The organism is Pedobacter sp. UYP24 (assembly GCF_054057295.1).
This window is the reverse complement of sequence record NZ_JBSRZD010000004.1, coordinates 111822-129539: the sequence shown is the minus strand read 5'-3', so window position 1 is coordinate 129539 and position 17718 is coordinate 111822. Positions and strand designations below refer to the sequence as shown.

At 38.7% G+C, this 17718-nt stretch carries 20 protein-coding genes; 9 read left to right on the top strand and 11 right to left on the bottom strand.

Features of this window, described 5'->3' with window-relative positions:
• Positions 1–8: 8 nt before the first annotated feature.
• Entirely contained in the window at positions 9–779 is a 771-nt protein-coding gene (locus ACVWYN_RS10230) for an SDR family NAD(P)-dependent oxidoreductase (protein WP_457288759.1), read from the top strand.
• Between the two features lies 1 nt (position 780).
• Entirely contained in the window at positions 781–1671 is an 891-nt protein-coding gene (locus tag ACVWYN_RS10225; RefSeq protein WP_457288758.1) for an SMP-30/gluconolactonase/LRE family protein, read from the top strand.
• On the opposite strand, the gene ACVWYN_RS10220 is transcribed toward ACVWYN_RS10225, so the two are convergent.
• Positions 1668–2486: a glutaminyl-peptide cyclotransferase gene (locus ACVWYN_RS10220; RefSeq protein ID WP_457288757.1), complete on the bottom strand. Its 819-nt coding sequence runs from the start codon at positions 2484–2486 to the stop codon at positions 1668–1670. The two genes, ACVWYN_RS10225 and ACVWYN_RS10220, sit on opposite strands and share 4 nt — an antisense overlap.
• Before the next feature lie 172 nt (positions 2487–2658).
• Between ACVWYN_RS10220 and ACVWYN_RS10215 the strand changes: the two genes are divergently transcribed.
• The 3 genes from ACVWYN_RS10215 (at position 2659) to ACVWYN_RS10205 (ending at position 7218) form a co-directional block, all read left to right on the top strand.
• Positions 2659–5487 carry a family 78 glycoside hydrolase catalytic domain gene (locus ACVWYN_RS10215; protein WP_457288756.1) on the top strand — a complete coding sequence of 943 codons (2829 nt, stop codon included), beginning with the start codon at positions 2659–2661 and terminating at the stop codon, positions 5485–5487.
• Positions 5484–5906 carry a secondary thiamine-phosphate synthase enzyme YjbQ gene (locus ACVWYN_RS10210; RefSeq protein WP_457288755.1) on the top strand — a complete coding sequence of 141 codons (423 nt, stop codon included), beginning with the start codon at positions 5484–5486 and terminating at the stop codon, positions 5904–5906. Before ACVWYN_RS10215 ends, ACVWYN_RS10210 begins: the two co-directional genes overlap by 4 nt.
• A 472-nt stretch (positions 5907–6378) precedes the next feature.
• Positions 6379–7218: a metallophosphoesterase family protein gene (locus ACVWYN_RS10205; protein WP_457288754.1), complete on the top strand. Its 840-nt coding sequence runs from the start codon at positions 6379–6381 to the stop codon at positions 7216–7218.
• A 104-nt stretch (positions 7219–7322) separates the two neighbouring features.
• Here ACVWYN_RS10205 and ACVWYN_RS10200 read toward each other — a convergent pair whose 3' ends face one another.
• Entirely contained in the window at positions 7323–7712 is a 390-nt protein-coding gene (locus tag ACVWYN_RS10200) for a VOC family protein (protein ID WP_457288753.1), read from the bottom strand.
• Between the two features lie 235 nt (positions 7713–7947).
• Complete coding sequence (locus ACVWYN_RS10195; RefSeq protein ID WP_457288752.1) at positions 7948–8193, bottom strand: hypothetical protein; 246 nt, start codon at positions 8191–8193, stop codon at positions 7948–7950.
• Between the two features lie 83 nt (positions 8194–8276).
• Between ACVWYN_RS10195 and ACVWYN_RS10190 the strand changes: the two genes are divergently transcribed.
• Both ACVWYN_RS10190 and ACVWYN_RS10185 read left to right on the top strand, forming a co-directional pair.
• Positions 8277–8600, top strand: coding sequence for a hypothetical protein (locus ACVWYN_RS10190; protein WP_457288751.1), 324 nt, complete (start codon positions 8277–8279; stop codon positions 8598–8600).
• Positions 8597–8767, top strand: a complete 171-nt coding sequence (locus ACVWYN_RS10185) for a hypothetical protein (RefSeq protein ID WP_457288750.1) — start codon at positions 8597–8599, stop codon at positions 8765–8767. The genes ACVWYN_RS10190 and ACVWYN_RS10185 overlap by 4 nt, the downstream gene beginning before the upstream one ends.
• Positions 8768–8823: 56 nt before the next feature.
• Here ACVWYN_RS10185 and ACVWYN_RS10180 read toward each other — a convergent pair whose 3' ends face one another.
• From ACVWYN_RS10180 to ACVWYN_RS10150, 7 genes are all read right to left on the bottom strand, one after another.
• The gene (locus ACVWYN_RS10180) at positions 8824–9165 is read right to left on the bottom strand and encodes a 2Fe-2S iron-sulfur cluster-binding protein (RefSeq protein ID WP_457288749.1); all 342 of its coding nucleotides are present in this window, start codon (positions 9163–9165) and stop codon (positions 8824–8826) included.
• A 68-nt stretch (positions 9166–9233) separates the two neighbouring features.
• Complete coding sequence (locus ACVWYN_RS10175) at positions 9234–9620, bottom strand: group III truncated hemoglobin (protein WP_457288748.1); 387 nt, start codon at positions 9618–9620, stop codon at positions 9234–9236.
• A 33-nt stretch (positions 9621–9653) separates the two neighbouring features.
• Entirely contained in the window at positions 9654–10067 is a 414-nt protein-coding gene (locus ACVWYN_RS10170) for a cytochrome C (protein ID WP_457288747.1), read from the bottom strand.
• A 4-nt stretch (positions 10068–10071) separates the two neighbouring features.
• Positions 10072–10329, bottom strand: coding sequence for a hypothetical protein (locus ACVWYN_RS10165; RefSeq protein WP_457288746.1), 258 nt, complete (start codon positions 10327–10329; stop codon positions 10072–10074).
• A gap of 12 nt (positions 10330–10341) precedes the next feature.
• Positions 10342–11355, bottom strand: coding sequence for a cbb3-type cytochrome c oxidase subunit II (locus ACVWYN_RS10160; RefSeq protein ID WP_457288745.1), 1014 nt, complete (start codon positions 11353–11355; stop codon positions 10342–10344).
• Between the two features lie 12 nt (positions 11356–11367).
• Complete coding sequence (locus ACVWYN_RS10155; RefSeq protein WP_457288744.1) at positions 11368–13530, bottom strand: cbb3-type cytochrome c oxidase subunit I; 2163 nt, start codon at positions 13528–13530, stop codon at positions 11368–11370.
• A 43-nt stretch (positions 13531–13573) separates the two neighbouring features.
• Positions 13574–14011, bottom strand: a complete 438-nt coding sequence (locus ACVWYN_RS10150) for an RrF2 family transcriptional regulator (protein ID WP_457288743.1) — start codon at positions 14009–14011, stop codon at positions 13574–13576.
• Between the two features lie 348 nt (positions 14012–14359).
• On the opposite strand from ACVWYN_RS10150, the gene hmpA reads away from it, so the two are divergent.
• Positions 14360–15571, top strand: a complete 1212-nt coding sequence (gene hmpA, locus ACVWYN_RS10145) for an NO-inducible flavohemoprotein (RefSeq protein WP_457288742.1) — start codon at positions 14360–14362, stop codon at positions 15569–15571.
• A gap of 5 nt (positions 15572–15576) precedes the next feature.
• Entirely contained in the window at positions 15577–16563 is a 987-nt protein-coding gene (locus tag ACVWYN_RS10140; RefSeq protein WP_457288741.1) for an SLAC1 family transporter, read from the top strand.
• Between the two features lie 211 nt (positions 16564–16774).
• Here the strand turns inward: ACVWYN_RS10140 and ACVWYN_RS10135 are convergent, their stop codons facing one another.
• Positions 16775–17020, bottom strand: coding sequence for a hexameric tyrosine-coordinated heme protein (locus ACVWYN_RS10135; RefSeq protein WP_457288740.1), 246 nt, complete (start codon positions 17018–17020; stop codon positions 16775–16777).
• Between the last annotated feature and the right edge of the window lie 698 nt (positions 17021–17718).

Genomic DNA, 17718 nt, shown 5'->3' with positions numbered 1-17718 from the left:
TACAATTTATGGAACAAACTAATTTTCAGGGTAAGGTTGCCATTGTAACCGGTGCAGGCAAAGGTATAGGATACCAGATTGCGCTTGAGCTTGCTAAAAATGGCGCGCAGGTAGTTATCAACGATAGTGATGCAGCGCTAGTCTATGATGCTGCATTAAATATCAATAGGATATACCCAGATAAAGTACGGCCAATAGCAGGTGATGCAGGAAACATAGAATTGGTACAGCACCTTGTAGATGAAGCGGTATCTGCTTTTGGGAAAGTCAATATTATTGTAGCTAATGCCGGTATAACTCTTTTTGGAGATTTTCTTACTTACGAGCCTGAAGCTTTTCAAAGCGTAATGAATGTGAACTTGCAGGGAAGCTTCTTTCTGGCGCAGCGTGGTGCAAGGCAAATGATTAAACAATCTTCCGGAGGAAGTATTTTGTTCATGTCTTCAGTAACCGGTCAGCAAGCCCATAAGGACCTGGCAGCATACGCTATGACTAAGGCTGGTTTGCAAATGCTAGCCAAAAACCTGGTTATAGAGCTTTCATCTTATGGAATTACCGTTAATACTGTTGCGCCCGGTGCTACACTTACAGAACGTACTTTGGAAGATGAGGATTACAAAAGCACATGGTCCAGAATTACCCCTATGGGTAGGGCAGGAACAGTAGAGGACGTTGCTAACGCGGTATTGTTCCTTACATCTCCGCAAGCCAGTCAGATAACAGGACAGACACTTGTTGTTGATGGCGGATGGAGCGCAGTAAGCCTCTCTCCATTTTAAGATGGAAACTACTTTAACTACACTTGTAAGGGCTCAAAATACCTTGGGCGAATCTCCGTTTTGGCATGCCGGAAGAAAAAGTATATTTTGGGTAGACATAGAAGCAAACTTACTTCAGGAGGTAACTTTAAGCACCAAAAAGGTTGTTCAGTGGGATTTGGGAAGGCGGGTGTCTTTGATTGTTGAGGGTAAAGAAAATGAATTGATTCTTGGTACACAAGGAGGGCTCATGAGTTTTAGTCTTAACAGCCAGCTTACAACCATGCTTTTGCCACTAGAGGAAGATTTGGCCGACCGCAGGTGTAATGATGGTCATTGCGATAACAAAGGGCGACTTTTTGTAGGGGTTATGGACATCCATTGTGCAGATGGTTGCGGTAGTCTTTATAGAATAGATGGGGACTTAAGCGTCACTAAAATGCTGAGCGACCTTACTATTCCAAACGGATTAGTATGGTCGGCAGATTATACCAGAATGTATTTTACAGATACACTAACCCGCATTGTTAAAAGTTTTGATTACAATATAGCTGAAGGAACAATTGTAAACGGACAAGTGGCGATTACAATTCCTGAAGAGATGGGATTACCCGATGGTATAACCATTGATGAAGAAGGAATGCTTTGGATAGCTTTGTACGGCGGTGCTGCTATTAGTCGCTGGAATCCCAAAACGGGCATACTCCTTAAAACAATAAACATTCCGGCGCTCCACGTTACCAATTGTTGTTTTGTTGGAGAGAATCTGGATCAGTTGGTTGTTACCACAGCATCAGAAAATTTAAGCCCCGATCAATTACAGCAATACCCGCAATCGGGTAATCTGTTCAATATTAAAAATCCTGGGGTAAAAGGCATTAAGCCGTTTGCTTTTAAAAGAGAACCGTGTTAAAATTTCAGTTCGTAAACCTTAGACCACATCTTGCCCGTAAAGTAGGTTTTCTTGGTGGCCTCATCGTAAGCAATCCCATTCATCTCCATCGCCCTTGGGTTATCTGTCCGTTCTACATTCACAATAGGGCTTAGGTCCATATTTCCTACAATATTTCCCGTTGCCGGATCAATCTTTACTATATAATTTGTAAGCCATAGATTGGCATAAATGTATCCATCAATAAATTCAAGTTCATTAATCATGGTTACCGGTTCGCCATATTTTTTTACGGTAAGTATTTTTGTAGGCTTTAGGTTTTCTGGATCAAGATAGGTAAGACTGCTGCTGCCATCACTCATGATTATATTGGTGCCATCGGTTGTCAAGCCCCATCCCTCCGGGTTGGCGTATTTAAAATCACCTAATCTTTTAAAAGTTTTGGCATCATAGATAAAGCCCTGCTGATTTTTGTAAGTTAACTGGTACAATTTATTTTTTAAGATTACTATACCTTCTCCGAAGTAAATGGATTTATCCAATTCAACTTTTACGTCGAGTTTACCGGTTTTTGTATTTAATATGCCAATTTGTGATTTAGCCTTGGGACGATCACTTGGGGATCCTGTACTTTCCAGAAACTGGCCATTGTGTATAAAGAAACCTTCTGTAAAAGATAGTGTATCATGAGGAAAGGTGCTCTGAAGTTTAAACTCAATGTTCTGTATTTCAGCTGGTGCAGGGGCAACATTTGCCTGTTTAGTACTCTTATTCTCATTTTGGCAGCTTTGAAAAGCTACCGTTAGCAATACAGCGATGATCAATTTAAATTTCATGGGATAAATTTAATGAAATTAATTATTTAATAATATTTACTGTTCCCGATATTCCCGCGTATACACTTACCAAGCCTAAAGGAATAAATGGCATTGTCTTTTCATACAATAATTTAGTGGTTTCTATTTTTCAATTACATAGCTTTATTGTAACCAATCTTAAACCAATAGTATGAAACTGAGTTCCCCTGTAAGCAAATTCATGTGTTTATTAACCATTGCATTTTCTTTGTTTTCAGCAACCGCAACAGCTACTGCAACAGCTACTGCAACTGCAACAGCCAAAGCAACTGGGCAATTAGCAAGCTTAACACCAGGCTTGTTGCGTTGCGAATACCGGGAAAACCCAGTAGGGTTGGATGAATTGAAACCCAGGTTTAGCTGGACAATGAAGGCTAGCGACGAAACCAAATATGGGCAGGCACAAACTGCCTATCAGATCATCGTAAGCAGCAGTTTAAAAGATCTGGGTGCTGGTAATGGGGATATTTGGAATTCGGGTTGGGTAAATACAAGCCAAATGCAACTGATTGCCTATAATGGCAAAACTTTACAATCTGATAAATCCTACCATTGGAGGGTTCGTGTTAAGGATGAAAATGGAATTGTCTCCAAATGGAGCGAATCGGCTTTCTGGACCACAGGTTTATTTAGTCAGTCTAACTGGCAAGCCAAATGGATCGGTACCGACCAAATTTTTGATCCTAAGCAAGGCGATTGCAATATATGGGATCCCTGGCTGCGCAAAACATTTACACTTAAATCAGTGCCTGCCAGTGCAAATATTTTTGTTGCCTCAGTTGGGTACCATGAATTGTATGTAAACGGCAGAAAAGTTAATGAAGACGTGTTGTCACCCGGGGTGTCTGATCATGCCAAGCGGGCACGATATATTACTTACCCTATAGCAAAACTTTTAAAACCGGGTAAGAATAGTATTGCAATTTGGCTGGGTACCTCATGGTCCATCTTCGGTCCCTATATTGATAAGAGCAGGCCAAATACTCCGATCGTTATCGCTCAAGCGAAAGTAGCTAACCAGTTGATTAAAACGGATGAGACATGGCTTACTCATGAAAGTCCAAATAAGCTATTGGGTACATGGGACTTCGCCAAGATGGGCGGAGAACTTTACGATAGCAATAAAGAAAAACCGGATTGGAATGCAATAACCACCGATGAAAGCGACTGGAAAAAAGCAATTGTTTATCGGCCCAATCTATTATTGTCTGCACAGCAGGTAGAGGCCAATAAATTATTCGACGAGATCAATCCAATTTCAGTAATAGCTAGGGGAGATGGCAGCTACCGGGTTGATATGGGGGTAAATTTCGCTGGCTGGACCAGTGTGGTGCTTGCTGGAAATCCGGGCGACAGGATTGACTTCCAGTACTCTGAGCGCGAGCAGGATGACATGACGTTTAACCTCCATAGCGCATATATCATCGGTAAAACAGGCAAAGGCATATTTAAAAATCGTTTCAATTACAGCTCCGGTCGCTGGATAACTATAAAAGGTTTAAAGAATAAGCCTGCGCTATCCGATATTAAAGGCTGGATGGTTAGGACAAATTATAAAGAAGCAACCACATTTGAGTGCTCAGACCCACTGCAGAACTGGATGTACAACACCATTAAGTGGACATTTCAAAACCTTTCTATAGGCGGATATATTGTGGATTGTCCGCAGCGCGAACGCCTGGGTTACGGGGGAGATGCACATGCCACCTGCGAAACTGGAATGCAAAATTATAAAATGGGTGCCTTTTACACCAAGTGGATGGAAGACTGGCGGGACGTGAAAGGATCAGAATCGGTAGTAGGTAATATGTACGATACGGCCTGGGCACATAAAGGCATGATGAGTGGCAGACCTTTACACAAAGGTATTCTTCCGCATACGGCCCCAACTTATATGGGTGGAGGTGGTCCTGCTTGGGGAGGTATTGTCGTATCACTTCCTTGGTTTATATACCAACAGGAGGGAGACCAGAGAATATTAAGCAAAAATTTTGAGTTGATTGGCGACTGGCTTGAATTTTTGAAAAGTCAATCGAAAGATGATATGTTGGTACGCTTTGGAGGCGACTGGGACTTTCTGGGCGATTGGTTATGGCCTGGAGCAAATGCGGAGGGCATGAATAACAATAAACCTCAAACCTTATTTTTAAACAACTGCTATATGGTTTTCAATTACCGCACTGCCGCCAAGATTGCGAGAGTTTTGGGTAAAACCAGCGAAGCACAGGAATGGGAAAAACAAGCCGATGCAACCAGTACTGCGGTTCATGTCAAGTTTTACAATTCAGATGACCATAGCTACTCAGACAAATCTATGGGCAATCTTGCTGCAGCATTATTAGGCGATGTGATGCCGGCTAATTTAAGACCAGTAATTATGAAGCGGCTGGAAACAGAAATATTGGTCAATAGAAAAGGACATATTAATGTAGGCATTACGGGAGGAGCGATGCTATTTAAAGTATTAAGAGACGCTGGTCGCGATGACCTCATTTACTCTATGACGGCACAAACTACCTACCCAAGTTGGGGTTACATGAAAGAAAATGACGCAACTACCATTTGGGAAATGTGGGAGAAGGATTTACCGGGTCATTCTTTATTGCATAGCTCTTATTTATATCCCGGTGCATGGTATATAGATGGTGTGGCCGGTATAAAAAAAGATACGAATAAAGCGGGGATGCAGCATTTTATCATCAGACCACCGATGCTAAAAGCGAACCAGATGAACTGGGCAAAGGCCACAACCCAAGCACCCGCCGGACTGATCAAAACATATTGGAAAAGAGAAAATGGCTCACTCCAATACGAAATCACAGTGCCCCCGAACACAAGTGCAACACTGCAAATTCCAATGGAAGAATCAGGTAAAATGGAAGGTACTATCGCGCAGGTAAAAAGCCTTGGTAACCAGGAGAACTTCAAAATTTACGAGCTAAAGTCAGGCATTTATAAACTTAAATTCACTCCAAGATGAAGATCTATCAGCAAGGCATATTGTTAAAAGAACGCAGAAGGGGCTTCCATTTGATTACCGAAGAAGTGGAAAGGGCATTGCCGCAACTCGGGGAAATTAAGGTGGGTATATGTCAGGTTTTCATACAACATACTTCAGCGTCGCTTACCATAAATGAGAATGCAGACCCGACTGTTCGCATCGATTTTGAAGCCTATTTTAACAAGGTCGCCCCAGAGAATGACCCCGATTACGAACATGATTATGAAGGATCTGACGATATGCCAGCACACCTTAAAGCGGCTCTGCTTGGCGCCTCAGTTACCATACCTATTCGAAATGGCAGACTAGCATTCGGCACTTGGCAAGGCATCTACTTATGCGAACATCGCAACAAGGGAGGCCAAAGACAAATCCTGGTTACTGCCTGGGGAGAGTAAGGCAATACGTATCATGTTTCTCTACGCTTCCCTGTTGTGGTTTTTCGATTTTTAATCTTGCCGTTCAGGTCACATTCGATTATTATAATTTTAGTACGTTTGATTATTATAATTATAGCGCTTTAGATTATTATGATAATAGCACGGGTTTATAAGAAGGGATTTTGGTTCAGGATTAAACTAAATATATAAAATAGCAACACCGGCAGAAAAATTGGCGGAGGCGTTAGCTGTATTAGAGGGGCTATCTGATGCTTTAGTTAGATAAAATGGAATAAGATATGATCACTCAATGCACTTATTACTGCCAAAAAGTTGACCAGCATAATATTGATTTTCTATTAACCTAATTTTAATAGTGCGACCTTATCTTCGCGCTATAAATATTTGGTTAGTATTTATAGATTTCGGTTTAGTTAATAATAAAAGCTCTGACGGATGTTGGAGCTTTTTTAATTATTTTTATTTTATTATGTCCAACAGAAGATCATTTATTAAAAGCAGTATTGCAGGTGCAGTGCTGACTAGCTTACCCGCAATTTCCTTGTTTGCTGCTGAACCTGCTCATCTCAAAGATGAAAATCGGAAAAGCCGTTTACGCTTTGCAATTGTATCTGATGGGCATTATGGTCAGCCGGATACCGAATTTACGAAAGATCATAATAATATGGTGAGCTGGTTAAATGAAGCGCACGACCGAAATCCGCTGGATTTTGTGATTGTAAATGGCGATCTGGTTCACGATAGGCCAGAATTACTTGAAGTCGTTAAAAAAGAGCACTATGATAAGCTGAAAGTGCCATTTTATGCGCTGCCCGGAAACCATGATTTGGCTGATACCGTGCATTGGAAACGTGTGTTTGGCTATGAGGATAACTTTTCATTTGTAAAACACGAGGTGGGATTTGTGTTGGCCAACACTTCAGATACCAAAGGGAAATACTTGTGTCCGGATAAAACCTTTCTGAAAAGAGAGTTGGATAAGTTAACTGCACTTAAAACCGTTTTTGTTGTCTTGCATATACCGCCACATTTTTGGGTACCTGAAAGCCCTTTTGTAGATTGTCCGCATACAGTCAGTTTATTACACAGCTATCCAAATGTAAAGGCCGTTTTTCATGGTCACGACCATAGCCTTGACTCAGTTTTCTATACAGGTAAGCTACCTCATTTCTTTGACGCACATATCGGAGGAAACTGGGGAACGTCTTATAAAGGCTATAGGATAGTCGAGGTTGATCAGGATGATAAGATCGTTACGTATCAGGTTAATGCTAGCGCAAGCCCTATGCTGAACGAAACCAAATTATAGGCTCGTTGTAATGCCCGGCTAAATTCAGTAGGAATTTTAGCAATTCACCAAAAGTTTGCAATCCGTAACCGCCTGCACATCCATTCTATTAAATAGGGCTTATTTTAACCCTCGTACCTATGGAATTCGGTTATGGTCAGATAGTACCCGTCCGGGTCTCTAATTGAAAATTCCATTTTTGTTGAGTTTGGATTTAAGTGAATGTCCTGTTCAATAATACCCCCTGTTTTTTCGACATTCTGACGGATAGCATTCATGTTTTCAGTCCTAAAGTAAAGGATCATCCCATTACTGGGAGTGATACCCGGATCTGCCATTGTAGGATGCCCATGTTCGCCCCATTTATGAAGACAGATCAGAATTTCAGCATTTTCAGATATCAGTACATCAAACTCCCTTCCCCCGTGCTTGCTTCTACATCCAAATATTGATCGATACCATTTAGAACTGACTTCCACATTTTTTACGGCTATTATCGGGTCAATTTTCGTCATGTTCTTTTTATGTAAATGTCTAATTAATTTCGTTGGTAATCTTTTTTTTTATCCCATTGCAACATGTTTTTCTTTCGGGCTGATACATATTTTGTAGATAAATCTAAGCGAGGCCATGCGCTGCAGCTCGTCCTTTTGGGTCTATTTTGTAGATGATTTAAGGTAAAAGCTTACACAGAAGCACTATACATAAGCACTGTCAAATCAGCTGCTTAAGTTGTCATAAATTCATTAGCTATTCCGAAAATAATATCTCCATTCCCAGCGTCTGGTGAGATGTGTTGTAAAATTTTGCGTTTCGCAAACGCTCGAAAAAGGAAACTGGTAATTTCAATGAAAACTGAGGAATAGCGCAGCGCTCATGCTTTGGGGTGGGCGTGCTTATTTCTGTTTCGGGTATACCAGTACCTCTTTTTCGGATAAGCGTAGCTTGTGCCAATATTGTTTTAAGTATTAGCTGCATGAATATTAGCCATATCATAAAAATAGATTATCCTACCGTATCCATCAGGAGGATATGGCTTACTTGCCGAAAGATTACAGCCCGGCCATTACCTGGTTGTTGTGAACGCAAAAAGCAATCCCGTTGGCCTGATCACCTATACCGATTATCTGAAAAACCCCTATGGGAAAGTAGGGGATTGCAATTTTGGGGAATTTAAAGTATGCTCCGAAGGTCTACAGGGCTTGGCCTATACTTTGCCACAACCTGATCGAGCGGCTAAAGGAAAAATATGGATTGAAAGTGCCGAAGGGGAAGGAACTGCTTTTTTATTGAATTTTCAGCCTAATAAATTACCTCATCGTACCGCAGGTTGTCCTTATACCCCCTTTATGATCCACCTACTTTCCCTCATCTTTGTTAAAAGAAACATGAGAAAAGAATGAAGAAAGACAAAATCATTTACTGGACAGCGGCAACAATTATCGCATTATTTGAAGGCGTAATACCAGCATTGATTTCACAAACAGAATTAGCGAAAGAAGGAATTAGACATTTGGGCTATCCGGAATACTTAGATAGCGGGGGTGTTATTATTCTTATTGCGGGATAGTCTGAAAGAGACTATTACGATTGTCAAGTAGTTTTTCACTTTTTGATTTTTCTTCATTATAGAACAGTAATTTTCAGACCGTTTAGCCTCTCATTAATAATTATCTGACAAGACAGGCGGCAGTTTGCATCTTTAATTTTGGTTTTACTAATAGTGGTTTGTTCATTTCGCTCATAAAAGGATAATTCAGTAATAATATGATCTATTTTAATTAAGCATGTTCCACATTTTCCCATACCTAAACAATCCCCAAAATCTTCTACAAGAAGATTATCTACGATGAGCATCATCAAACTGCGGTATTCGTTTGGAAAGGTTTTGATGAGATGTTCCTCTCCAAGGTAAGTAACCCAAATGCTAATATTCTTTTTACGCTCATTCGAATATGTATCTTCCATAAAATCAATATTTCACTCACCAAATATTTCTACCCTTTACTATTTGTCGAATGTGTTTCTACTCAACACTAAACAATTACGTTATTGGACCCATTAGACATAGTATGTAAGCGTTTTAAAAACATATCAGCCATTAATCCGGCTCGATTTTTCGCTTCCTCTGCCATCTCTCCAGCAAATGTTTCGTCAACAGTATCCTTAAATAGCTTTAACCAGCGATTAAAGTGTTCTGTATTGATTGGAAGCGGAGCATGCCGAGCAAAAGGGTTGCCCTTGAATCCAGGAACTCCAAACAAAGCAGCATTCCAGAACATATACATTTTTTCTAAATGAGGCTGCCAATTTAAAATTACATGCTTAAATATCGGGCCTATTAAATCATCATGCTGCACTTTTACGTAAAAAGAATTTACAAAAAGAACGATATCGTCGAAGTTTTTAATGTCTGGTTTCATAATTTAAAACTGAATTCTCTTCCCTAACTAAGGTTATTTAAACAAATTAATAGACGAAGAATCTATATTATAAAAGATTGACCAAGCAATGAAAGAGATCAATAAAATAAAAATCCAAAAGGGTATGCTTTGCGGTGTTTCACTGCCCACAATCATAAAATTTTTCGAATTGCCTTTTCCGTAAGCATTTATCATAATAGGAATTACGCCATCAACAACTGCATTTTCCTTTATGCCTTCTATAGCAATGGATGGGCCATTGCGTACTTCAAAAGGAACAACTCGTATACCTTCTTTACCTGTAGGATCCTTACTCACGATTTTAAGGGTATGCTTGCCGTCAATCAGTTTAGAGGTATCCAGTTCAAAATTCACTGGCGACATGAGTTCGGCTATAGGTTTTGCCTCTTCATCAATGAATATATATATTTTGCTATTTTCTTCCATAACCTTAACTATTTAGTATGGTTTGTTTAATATGGGCTGTTGATTTCTCGCTTGGGCGGATAATAAATTTTAAAGAATAGAAGATGGTGAGCAGCACAAGAAGTAATCCTGCCCATACAATTACATAATCCCATTGACTTTCAGGTCCGCCCCCATGGGTAATACCCTGCAATATTTTAGGCTGCTGTTTTTGGCACACTTCGCAAGCATAAAGCCAGCCACCTGCCGTAGAAAATATCAGAAACATAATAACTCTTTTCATATTTCAATAAGGTTATTTGGCTGTCTTTTGAGCCTTTAACAAATCAATAATTTTTTCCACTTCTTTAGTAGTAACTTTCTTTGCATTATTTCCCCAACTGGTTTTTTCATGATTCATAATAGCGGCTATTTCTTGGGGTTTAAGATGGTTGTTTGTTGCCACCGCCGGCATTTCGCCGAATTCTTCTCGGGGATTGTAACCATGCAAAATAATATCTATCATCAATTGTGGATTATCATCTAAAACAATTTTACTTCCTTTTAACGGAGGGAATGCTCCTTTTAGCCCTTCGCCATTTGTTTGGTGACAACTTTGGCAATTATTTGCGTATAACAGAGCTCCATTTAATTCAGGTTCTGCATCCGCCTTCCCACCTTCATTTAAACCAGCTTTTTTCTTGTATAGAAAATCAGGTTCCGGTGTGCCTTTGGGTAGCTCTGGCTGTTTTAATTCTTTTAGGTAAGCTACCAGGTTAAGTACATCGGCGGTGGCAACTACTCTACCTTTCTGGCCATCCAGGTATTCTACAGGAATGTTAACTTCAACATCACCTTTTTCCAGCTTATCTTTTATGGTAAATAGCCACGAATATCGTGGCATTATGGATTCTTTAACCACCATCCGTGGATTAAAAAGATGGGCCAAGTGCCAGTCAATACTTGGTTGCCGCTGACCAATGTTTGCTAAATCTGGCCCGGTACGCTCGGTCCCCATGAGCGTACCGGTATTTCGCCAAAAATCCGGACGGTGATTATCTGCGTAATCGGCTGCAACGCTGGGCCGTTCCCCCCAAATTTTATCCATATCAATATTACGAACCTGCTGTGTATGGCATGCAACACAACCGTTTGAAATAAATACTGCTTTTCCCATCACAGCTTCATCGCTTAGAGCGATGGCATTGGGCAACGGCTCATTAATAAGCTGGTTATTTAAAGCTGGCATAATACAAACAAATAGGGTTAGTACCAAAAATAAGAGAAGTGCCGTTGTAAATAATTTTGTATGATTATTAAAAAATTCCATATGCTTTACGTTCTATAAATTAGGCTCTGTAGCAGAATAAGATTCATTTAGCTTTTCAATTGCCACTTCTTGCACATCAATGGTGGTAGTGACCGGTATCATTTTGTAAATATTATAGGCGAAAAATAAATGAGATAGCCACATAAGGCTACCGCCAATTGCTCGCCATAACCAGAAAGGGGCCATAAAAACAACGCTATCGATAAAAGGCTTTCCATCAATCCACATTAAACCTTTTAAGGTGCTCCCATACATTAACGGGATTGTGTAAAACATCAATCCAATTAGTGCTAACCAAAAGTGTGTTCCGATAGTTATTTGAGGAGCTTCTCTACCCGTTAACCGTGGAAGTAAGGCATAAATAGCCGCCCATAAAAAGAAACAGATAATACCATACATGGTTATATGCGAGTGTGCTACGGTAAAATCGGTAAAATGCCACATCAGATTTGTTGAACGGAATGCCTCAGCGGTGCCTTGGAGAGAACCGGTAAAATAGAAAATAATGCCCACCAGAAAGAAGGGAAGAGTGTAGCTAGACGGAATTTTGTACCAGGCACCGTTAAATGTTAATATGAAATTAGCCGTGCCAGCTGCAACTGGTATTATCATTCCAACACTGCCTATAATGGCTGTGGTTTGAAGCCACCAAGGAATGGAACTGAAAACAAAATGATGTGTTCCGATAACAGTGTAAAAAAGAATCTGTGCCCAAAAGGCTAAGATTCCTAAACTATAGGAATAAATAGGTTTGTTTAGCTGTTGCGGAAGAAAATAATACACGATTCCCAATGTAAACAGCATAAACCACATGCCAACTCCCTGATGCATATAGTACCCCTGAATTATGGTTTCCCCTAATCCATTTTGCCAGGCTGGTACATATGCTACAATGGAGATAACAATAGCAAACATCACCGAAGCAACGATATACCAATTGGAAATATAAATTTCCTTCGTTTTTCGTTTGGCAATGGTTTGCAAAAAATTTATAAGGGTTATCACCAAGGCTATTCCAAAAAGAAGCTGAACCGGCCAGATATATTCCCGATATTCTCCGCCTCCGTTATTAATGCCCGCCATAAGCAGTAAACTGCCGGTGACAATTGCTGTATTAATCAAATAAAGCGTCCACCAGCCAGCTTTTACGCTTGCGAGAGGTGCATTTCCAACACGGGGAACTATATAATAACCCAAACCAAGCATGGCCAATGAGGCCCACCCCCAAAATACCGCATTGGTATGTACTGGTCGTAAACGGCCAAAGCTTAACCAGCTAACTTGATCAACATCTGGCGATACAAATTTTATTCCTAAATATTCGCCTACAGTTGTTCCAAATAGTAGCCAAAATGTGGCAGTTCCGATAAACCAGATTATTAATTTTGATAATGCCGGGTCTATTTGCGGACGTTTTACCGCTCTTTTTTTCGATGAAACAATGGGGAGTTCAATAGTACTATTCACACTACTTACTAATCCCCTGTCATCATCCGCTATATTACTTCCAGATAATTCACTGTTCGTTAAAGCGAAGTCTAACGCCTGCTTTCGTTTTAATAATTGCCGCTCTAATTCGTCAGGATCAACATTTCTTAAATAATCGGCTAGTTTTTTACCCTCATTGAGATTTTGTTTGTCTTGATAGGTTCTTATAACGCTCCTAATCTTGACGATCATAAAAATAATGCCGGCAATTATCGGGATTATTATTAAAATAAGGGTTATAATAATACCTCCTCCAGCAAATAATGATCCGGTCGGTTTTACTGTTTGAGCTGTTACATTACCGCCGTAACCTAGCAACAGAATAAAGATCGACGCTTTGATGCTTCCTGATTTAATGCCTCGGGTTTGATTTTTACGGTTACTTATTTGAAACTTAAAATAGCCATCAATTTGCTTGCTGCTTAGTTTGCTTACATATTCTTGAAACCGATTCTCATCAAATGATGCTTTTTTGCTTGTATACTCTGAAATTTTATTGGTTTGGTTATGAAGATACAGTGTAACGACCAAAAGTAATAATACAAAAAAACACAACATAAGCGATAATGCAGACGACGATACACCGTTAATTGCAGATTGAGAAAATGGTTGAGCGGAAATTGGGTGAATAGGCCCGAATATCAATATCACCGATACCATTACTAGTTTAAACACTTTTTTTTTCATAAAATATATCACATCTAATTATGCTTTTTTCATATAGGTATAATTACTTTTTTAAAGCTGTTATTCCCAAATTAAGGTCGTCATTAAATTCTTCAATGGAAGTATTTAACAGCATTTGATGAAGTTGATTCCGGATTGCTTTAAATTGATTATGTAAAGGACAAGGATTTACTTCGGAGCAATATTTTAAACCTAGTCCGCAACCAGTAAATAAACTGTTGCCATCAACGGCTTCTACCACCTCGGACAAACGCAGTTTACGGCTATCAGAATCAATATAAAAGCCTCCATTCGGGCCCTTTGCAGATTGAACGATACCTTTTCTACACAAATCTTGAAGAATTTTAGCAAGAAAGTGTTCCGGAGAACTAATTCCATTTGCAATATCCTTTAGACCCACTTTTCCACCTGATTCAGTTTTATGAGCAATAAAAAATACGGCACGCATCCCATATTCACAAGTTTTTGAAAAAATTCCCATTGAACAAATATAAGGAATATTTTTACAAAGGATATAAAACTCTTTTATTATTATTTAAATTCATTCATTGAACTAAATTTTCATTTCAATAAATTACTTGTTATGAGGTCTGTTTTTTTATAAAAAATATCATTAATAAATAATAAAGTCACTTAAAGTAATATAATCTTACAATAGCAATAATGTAAATTAGATTGGAGAGATTTTATAAGAATCTAAATAAGTCAAAAAATAGTCATATAAATAATAAAGGATCAAAACATCCTTTATTATGAGGCTTTAATTTTAGTTTTGCCAAAGAGCTTTTAGAAGCTTATTGATAACATATAACAATTTATTACAATTACGATGACTAAAGATCAAATTGAATTAGTGAAAGCGACCGTTCCAATTCTTAAAGAACATGGTGTATTGTTGACGACACACTTTTACCGCAGAATGTTCGAAGGCAATCCGGAGCTTAAAAATGTATTTAATATGGGGAATCAGCAAAATAGTAAACAGCAAACAGCGCTAGCCATGGCTGTGCTTGCCTATGCTGAACATATTGAAAATCCGGGCGTATTGTTGCCTGTAATAGACGGCATTGGACAGAAACATATCAGCTTAGATATTAGGCCGGAGCATTATATCATAGTAGGAGAACACTTAATTGCTTCGATCAGCGAAGTGCTAGGAAGTGCCGCAACTCCGGAGTTGCTGGAAGCTTGGGCCGTTGCATACAATCAGTTGGCTGATATAATGGCCGGGCATGAAAAGAAGCTTTATGGAAAGCTGATAAATAAAAAAGGTGGATGGACAGGCTGGAGACCTTTTATTGTTAAGCGAAAAATTGATGAATCTTCGGAAATTACATCGTTTTATTTATATCCTTCCCATGGCGGTACCATCGCAGATTTTACCCCAGGGCAATATATTAGTGTGCGTTTATTTTTGCCCGAAATCAACTTGCTTCAACCAAGGCAATATAGTATTTCAAGTGCCCCTAACGGTGAATATTATCGTATATCAGTTAAGAAAGAAACAGGTATAAATCTTTTACCAGACGGGATGATCAGTAACAGGCTTCATGATTTTGTTAATGAAGGTGATGTCTTAGAAGTATCTGCACCGGCTGGAAGTTTTGTATTTAATGCCGATAATCACAATCCGGTATTCTTTATAAGTGGGGGTGTTGGACAGACACCTTTAATGAGCATGATGGAAAGCTTAATTAAAAGTGGTGTTAAAAGGCCTAAAACGTGGATACATGGTTGCCGAGATAAAAGTGTACATGCATTTAAAGACATTATTGAAAATTGGACCGGACTGAATGATGATTTTAATAAACACATTTTTTATGACAACTTAAAATGTGAAGAAACCACGTGTGATGCTTATGGAGGTTGGGTAGATCTAAATTCTTTAGGCGAAGAGATTTTTATTCCCGGAAGTGAATATTACATCTGCGGACCGGCCGTGTTTATCGAAACCCATTACCAACAACTTATTAAAAAAGGGATAAATAAGAATCTTATTTACTTTGAAGAATTTGGGCCGCAAACCTTAAACCTCAACTAATTTAAATGGCAAATGCTCTACAATCTGACGATGCTAAGGTAACATTGCTACAAAAGATACCTGTAAGTATTTTTGGAATTATAATGGGTATTTCAGGTCTCAGTAATGCATTTCGTCTGGCTGAGCACCTTTTCCGTTTAAATTATTATTTTGGAAGCATCAGCGGGTTAATGGCTTGTGGACTTCTATTTTTATTGCTTTTAGTATTTTTATTAAAGTTTATGTTGTTTCCCGTTATGGTGTTGGATGATTTTAACCACCCCCTGAACAGTAGTTTTTATGGAACTATACCAATATCTATACTTTTGGTTTCTACAATTGTACATCAATTTTCTGTAATAGGGTATCAAATACTTTGGTGCTTAGGCACCCTGTTAATTTTTGTTTTAGCCTATATAAGTTTTTACAGACTTTTGGGTGGTGGGAAGCAACGACGGGAAATTACACCGATTTTAATCCTGCCGGTAGTAGGTGTATTAAATGTGGCAGTAACATCGGGAAAGATTCCATGGTTTTGGGCGCATGATGTTAGTTTACTCTCATTGGCGGTCGGCGGGATTCTCGCCATCGTTTTTTTTACCTTGATATTTTCAGAGATCATTTATGGGCAAGCCCTCAGTTTAGCATTAAAACCTTCATTAATGATCTTAATGAGTCCTTTTGCCGTTGGTTTTTTAGCTTATATCAATATTTCTGCCCACGTTGATCTTTTCTCTACACTGTTGTATTATTTTGCATCGTTTTTATTTAGTATTTTTTTTATAAAAATATTTAACCATCAGTACAAATTCATCCATACCTGGTGGTCAGTATCTTTCCCGATGGCCGCACTAACCAATTGCTCACTCGTATGTGCTATAAATGATCATCGTATATTTTCAATCACAATCTCCGCAATTTTACTAATAACACTCGGAGTATTAATAAGCTACATGTTCTTTCAAACCATAATCAAATTTTTCAATAACACACTTTTCAGTGCATCAGAATGAATAGAAACAAGACATGCTAACTTCCGATAACTTACGGGATATTCCTATGATGATAAGCCATCTTTAGGCACGTCCACCAAAAATTGCAAGTTCAAGAACGAAAATAGTGTGGGAAATTTAGTGGGTAACTTTTAATAGATATTTTCCTTAATACGTAGTAATAATTAAGCGTAGCTAAAAACCCTGCCTAGCCGGGTTTCTATATTATTTACTACAATGGACGCCAGTAATTGTTAGCTGCAGCTATGGTTGCAAATTCAGTTGCAACTGTTTGTCCAATAGCAATAAGCATCGCTGCATCGGAAGCATATATAGGCCTTAGCTTTTCCCTCATTTCCGCATCAGGTTGAGTTATTTTAATAATCAGCCGTGACATTTTTACAGCTAGCATTCTTCCCTCTTCAGGCGTTGGGGTAATTAGCGTATTACCGGGGATAAGTTGAATTGTATCGTTCATATATTTAATGGTTGATTTTTTTGTTTTATCGCCATACTATGGCTCAATTTAAACATAATTTTTCAATTTTCGCTAACTGCCTTGTCGAGCCAAGTATTGGTTTTCATATAGGTTTATTTTATCAGAAATGCATTATAGATGGCGATTCAAATTCGGAGATCTTTTTTTCATAAATAGTAATCAAGTGAAATCATTTTATATTGAAACATATACACTTAAATGCTGGATTTTTCCACAACGATTTCCGAACGGTAATAACTTTAAAAAAAATTAGTTAGTCAATAGAATGTCAGAAAAAATAATAAAAGACCTTAATATCTTTAATTGTTAAAGCAACCCTTATCTTTGGTTACAGAAAGCCAATTAGAATTGAGATTATCCTAAGAAACTCGATAATTGGAATAGAAAACGAGAATGTTCCATCATAAGCATTTGAGTACAATTTGGGTTTTTAAAGAAAAGGAGAACTATTATGAATAAAGCAACACAATTTTTAAATTCGGGGGAGGCGCAGGTCATCAATATTGGATATATAGGAGGGGCCTGTACGCCGTGGCATATTGCAACTTCAGATGCTTACTTGGTGATAGAAAAAAGGACTGCTTTGATGATCTATCGAGATCTATACTCGGAATTAGCACAGATTTCGTTGCCGGTATTCCGGCGAATGAACAACATATGCTGAAAGTCATCGAAGA

Coding starts and splice junctions, on each gene's coding strand:
- ACVWYN_RS10170 (WP_457288747.1), bottom strand. CDS start 10,067: ATGGAAGAAAATAGCAAAATATATATATTCATTGATGAAGAGGCAAAA.
- ACVWYN_RS10225 (WP_457288758.1), top strand. CDS start 781: ATGGAAACTACTTTAACTACACTTGTAAGGGCTCAAAATACCTTGGGC.
- ACVWYN_RS10135 (WP_457288740.1), bottom strand. CDS start 17,020: ATGAACGATACAATTCAACTTATCCCCGGTAATACGCTAATTACCCCA.
- ACVWYN_RS10160 (WP_457288745.1), bottom strand. CDS start 11,355: ATGGAATTTTTTAATAATCATACAAAATTATTTACAACGGCACTTCTC.
- ACVWYN_RS10215 (WP_457288756.1), top strand. CDS start 2,659: ATGAAACTGAGTTCCCCTGTAAGCAAATTCATGTGTTTATTAACCATT.
- ACVWYN_RS10185 (WP_457288750.1), top strand. CDS start 8,597: ATGAAGAAAGACAAAATCATTTACTGGACAGCGGCAACAATTATCGCA.
- ACVWYN_RS10220 (WP_457288757.1), bottom strand. CDS start 2,486: ATGAAATTTAAATTGATCATCGCTGTATTGCTAACGGTAGCTTTTCAA.
- ACVWYN_RS10195 (WP_457288752.1), bottom strand. CDS start 8,193: ATGATATGGCTAATATTCATGCAGCTAATACTTAAAACAATATTGGCA.
- ACVWYN_RS10200 (WP_457288753.1), bottom strand. CDS start 7,712: ATGACGAAAATTGACCCGATAATAGCCGTAAAAAATGTGGAAGTCAGT.
- ACVWYN_RS10155 (WP_457288744.1), bottom strand. CDS start 13,530: ATGAAAAAAAAAGTGTTTAAACTAGTAATGGTATCGGTGATATTGATA.
- ACVWYN_RS10180 (WP_457288749.1), bottom strand. CDS start 9,165: ATGGAAGATACATATTCGAATGAGCGTAAAAAGAATATTAGCATTTGG.
- ACVWYN_RS10165 (WP_457288746.1), bottom strand. CDS start 10,329: ATGAAAAGAGTTATTATGTTTCTGATATTTTCTACGGCAGGTGGCTGG.
- ACVWYN_RS10230 (WP_457288759.1), top strand. CDS start 9: ATGGAACAAACTAATTTTCAGGGTAAGGTTGCCATTGTAACCGGTGCA.
- ACVWYN_RS10175 (WP_457288748.1), bottom strand. CDS start 9,620: ATGAAACCAGACATTAAAAACTTCGACGATATCGTTCTTTTTGTAAAT.
- ACVWYN_RS10140 (WP_457288741.1), top strand. CDS start 15,577: ATGGCAAATGCTCTACAATCTGACGATGCTAAGGTAACATTGCTACAA.
- ACVWYN_RS10205 (WP_457288754.1), top strand. CDS start 6,379: ATGTCCAACAGAAGATCATTTATTAAAAGCAGTATTGCAGGTGCAGTG.
- ACVWYN_RS10210 (WP_457288755.1), top strand. CDS start 5,484: ATGAAGATCTATCAGCAAGGCATATTGTTAAAAGAACGCAGAAGGGGC.
- ACVWYN_RS10150 (WP_457288743.1), bottom strand. CDS start 14,011: ATGGGAATTTTTTCAAAAACTTGTGAATATGGGATGCGTGCCGTATTT.
- hmpA (WP_457288742.1), top strand. CDS start 14,360: ATGACTAAAGATCAAATTGAATTAGTGAAAGCGACCGTTCCAATTCTT.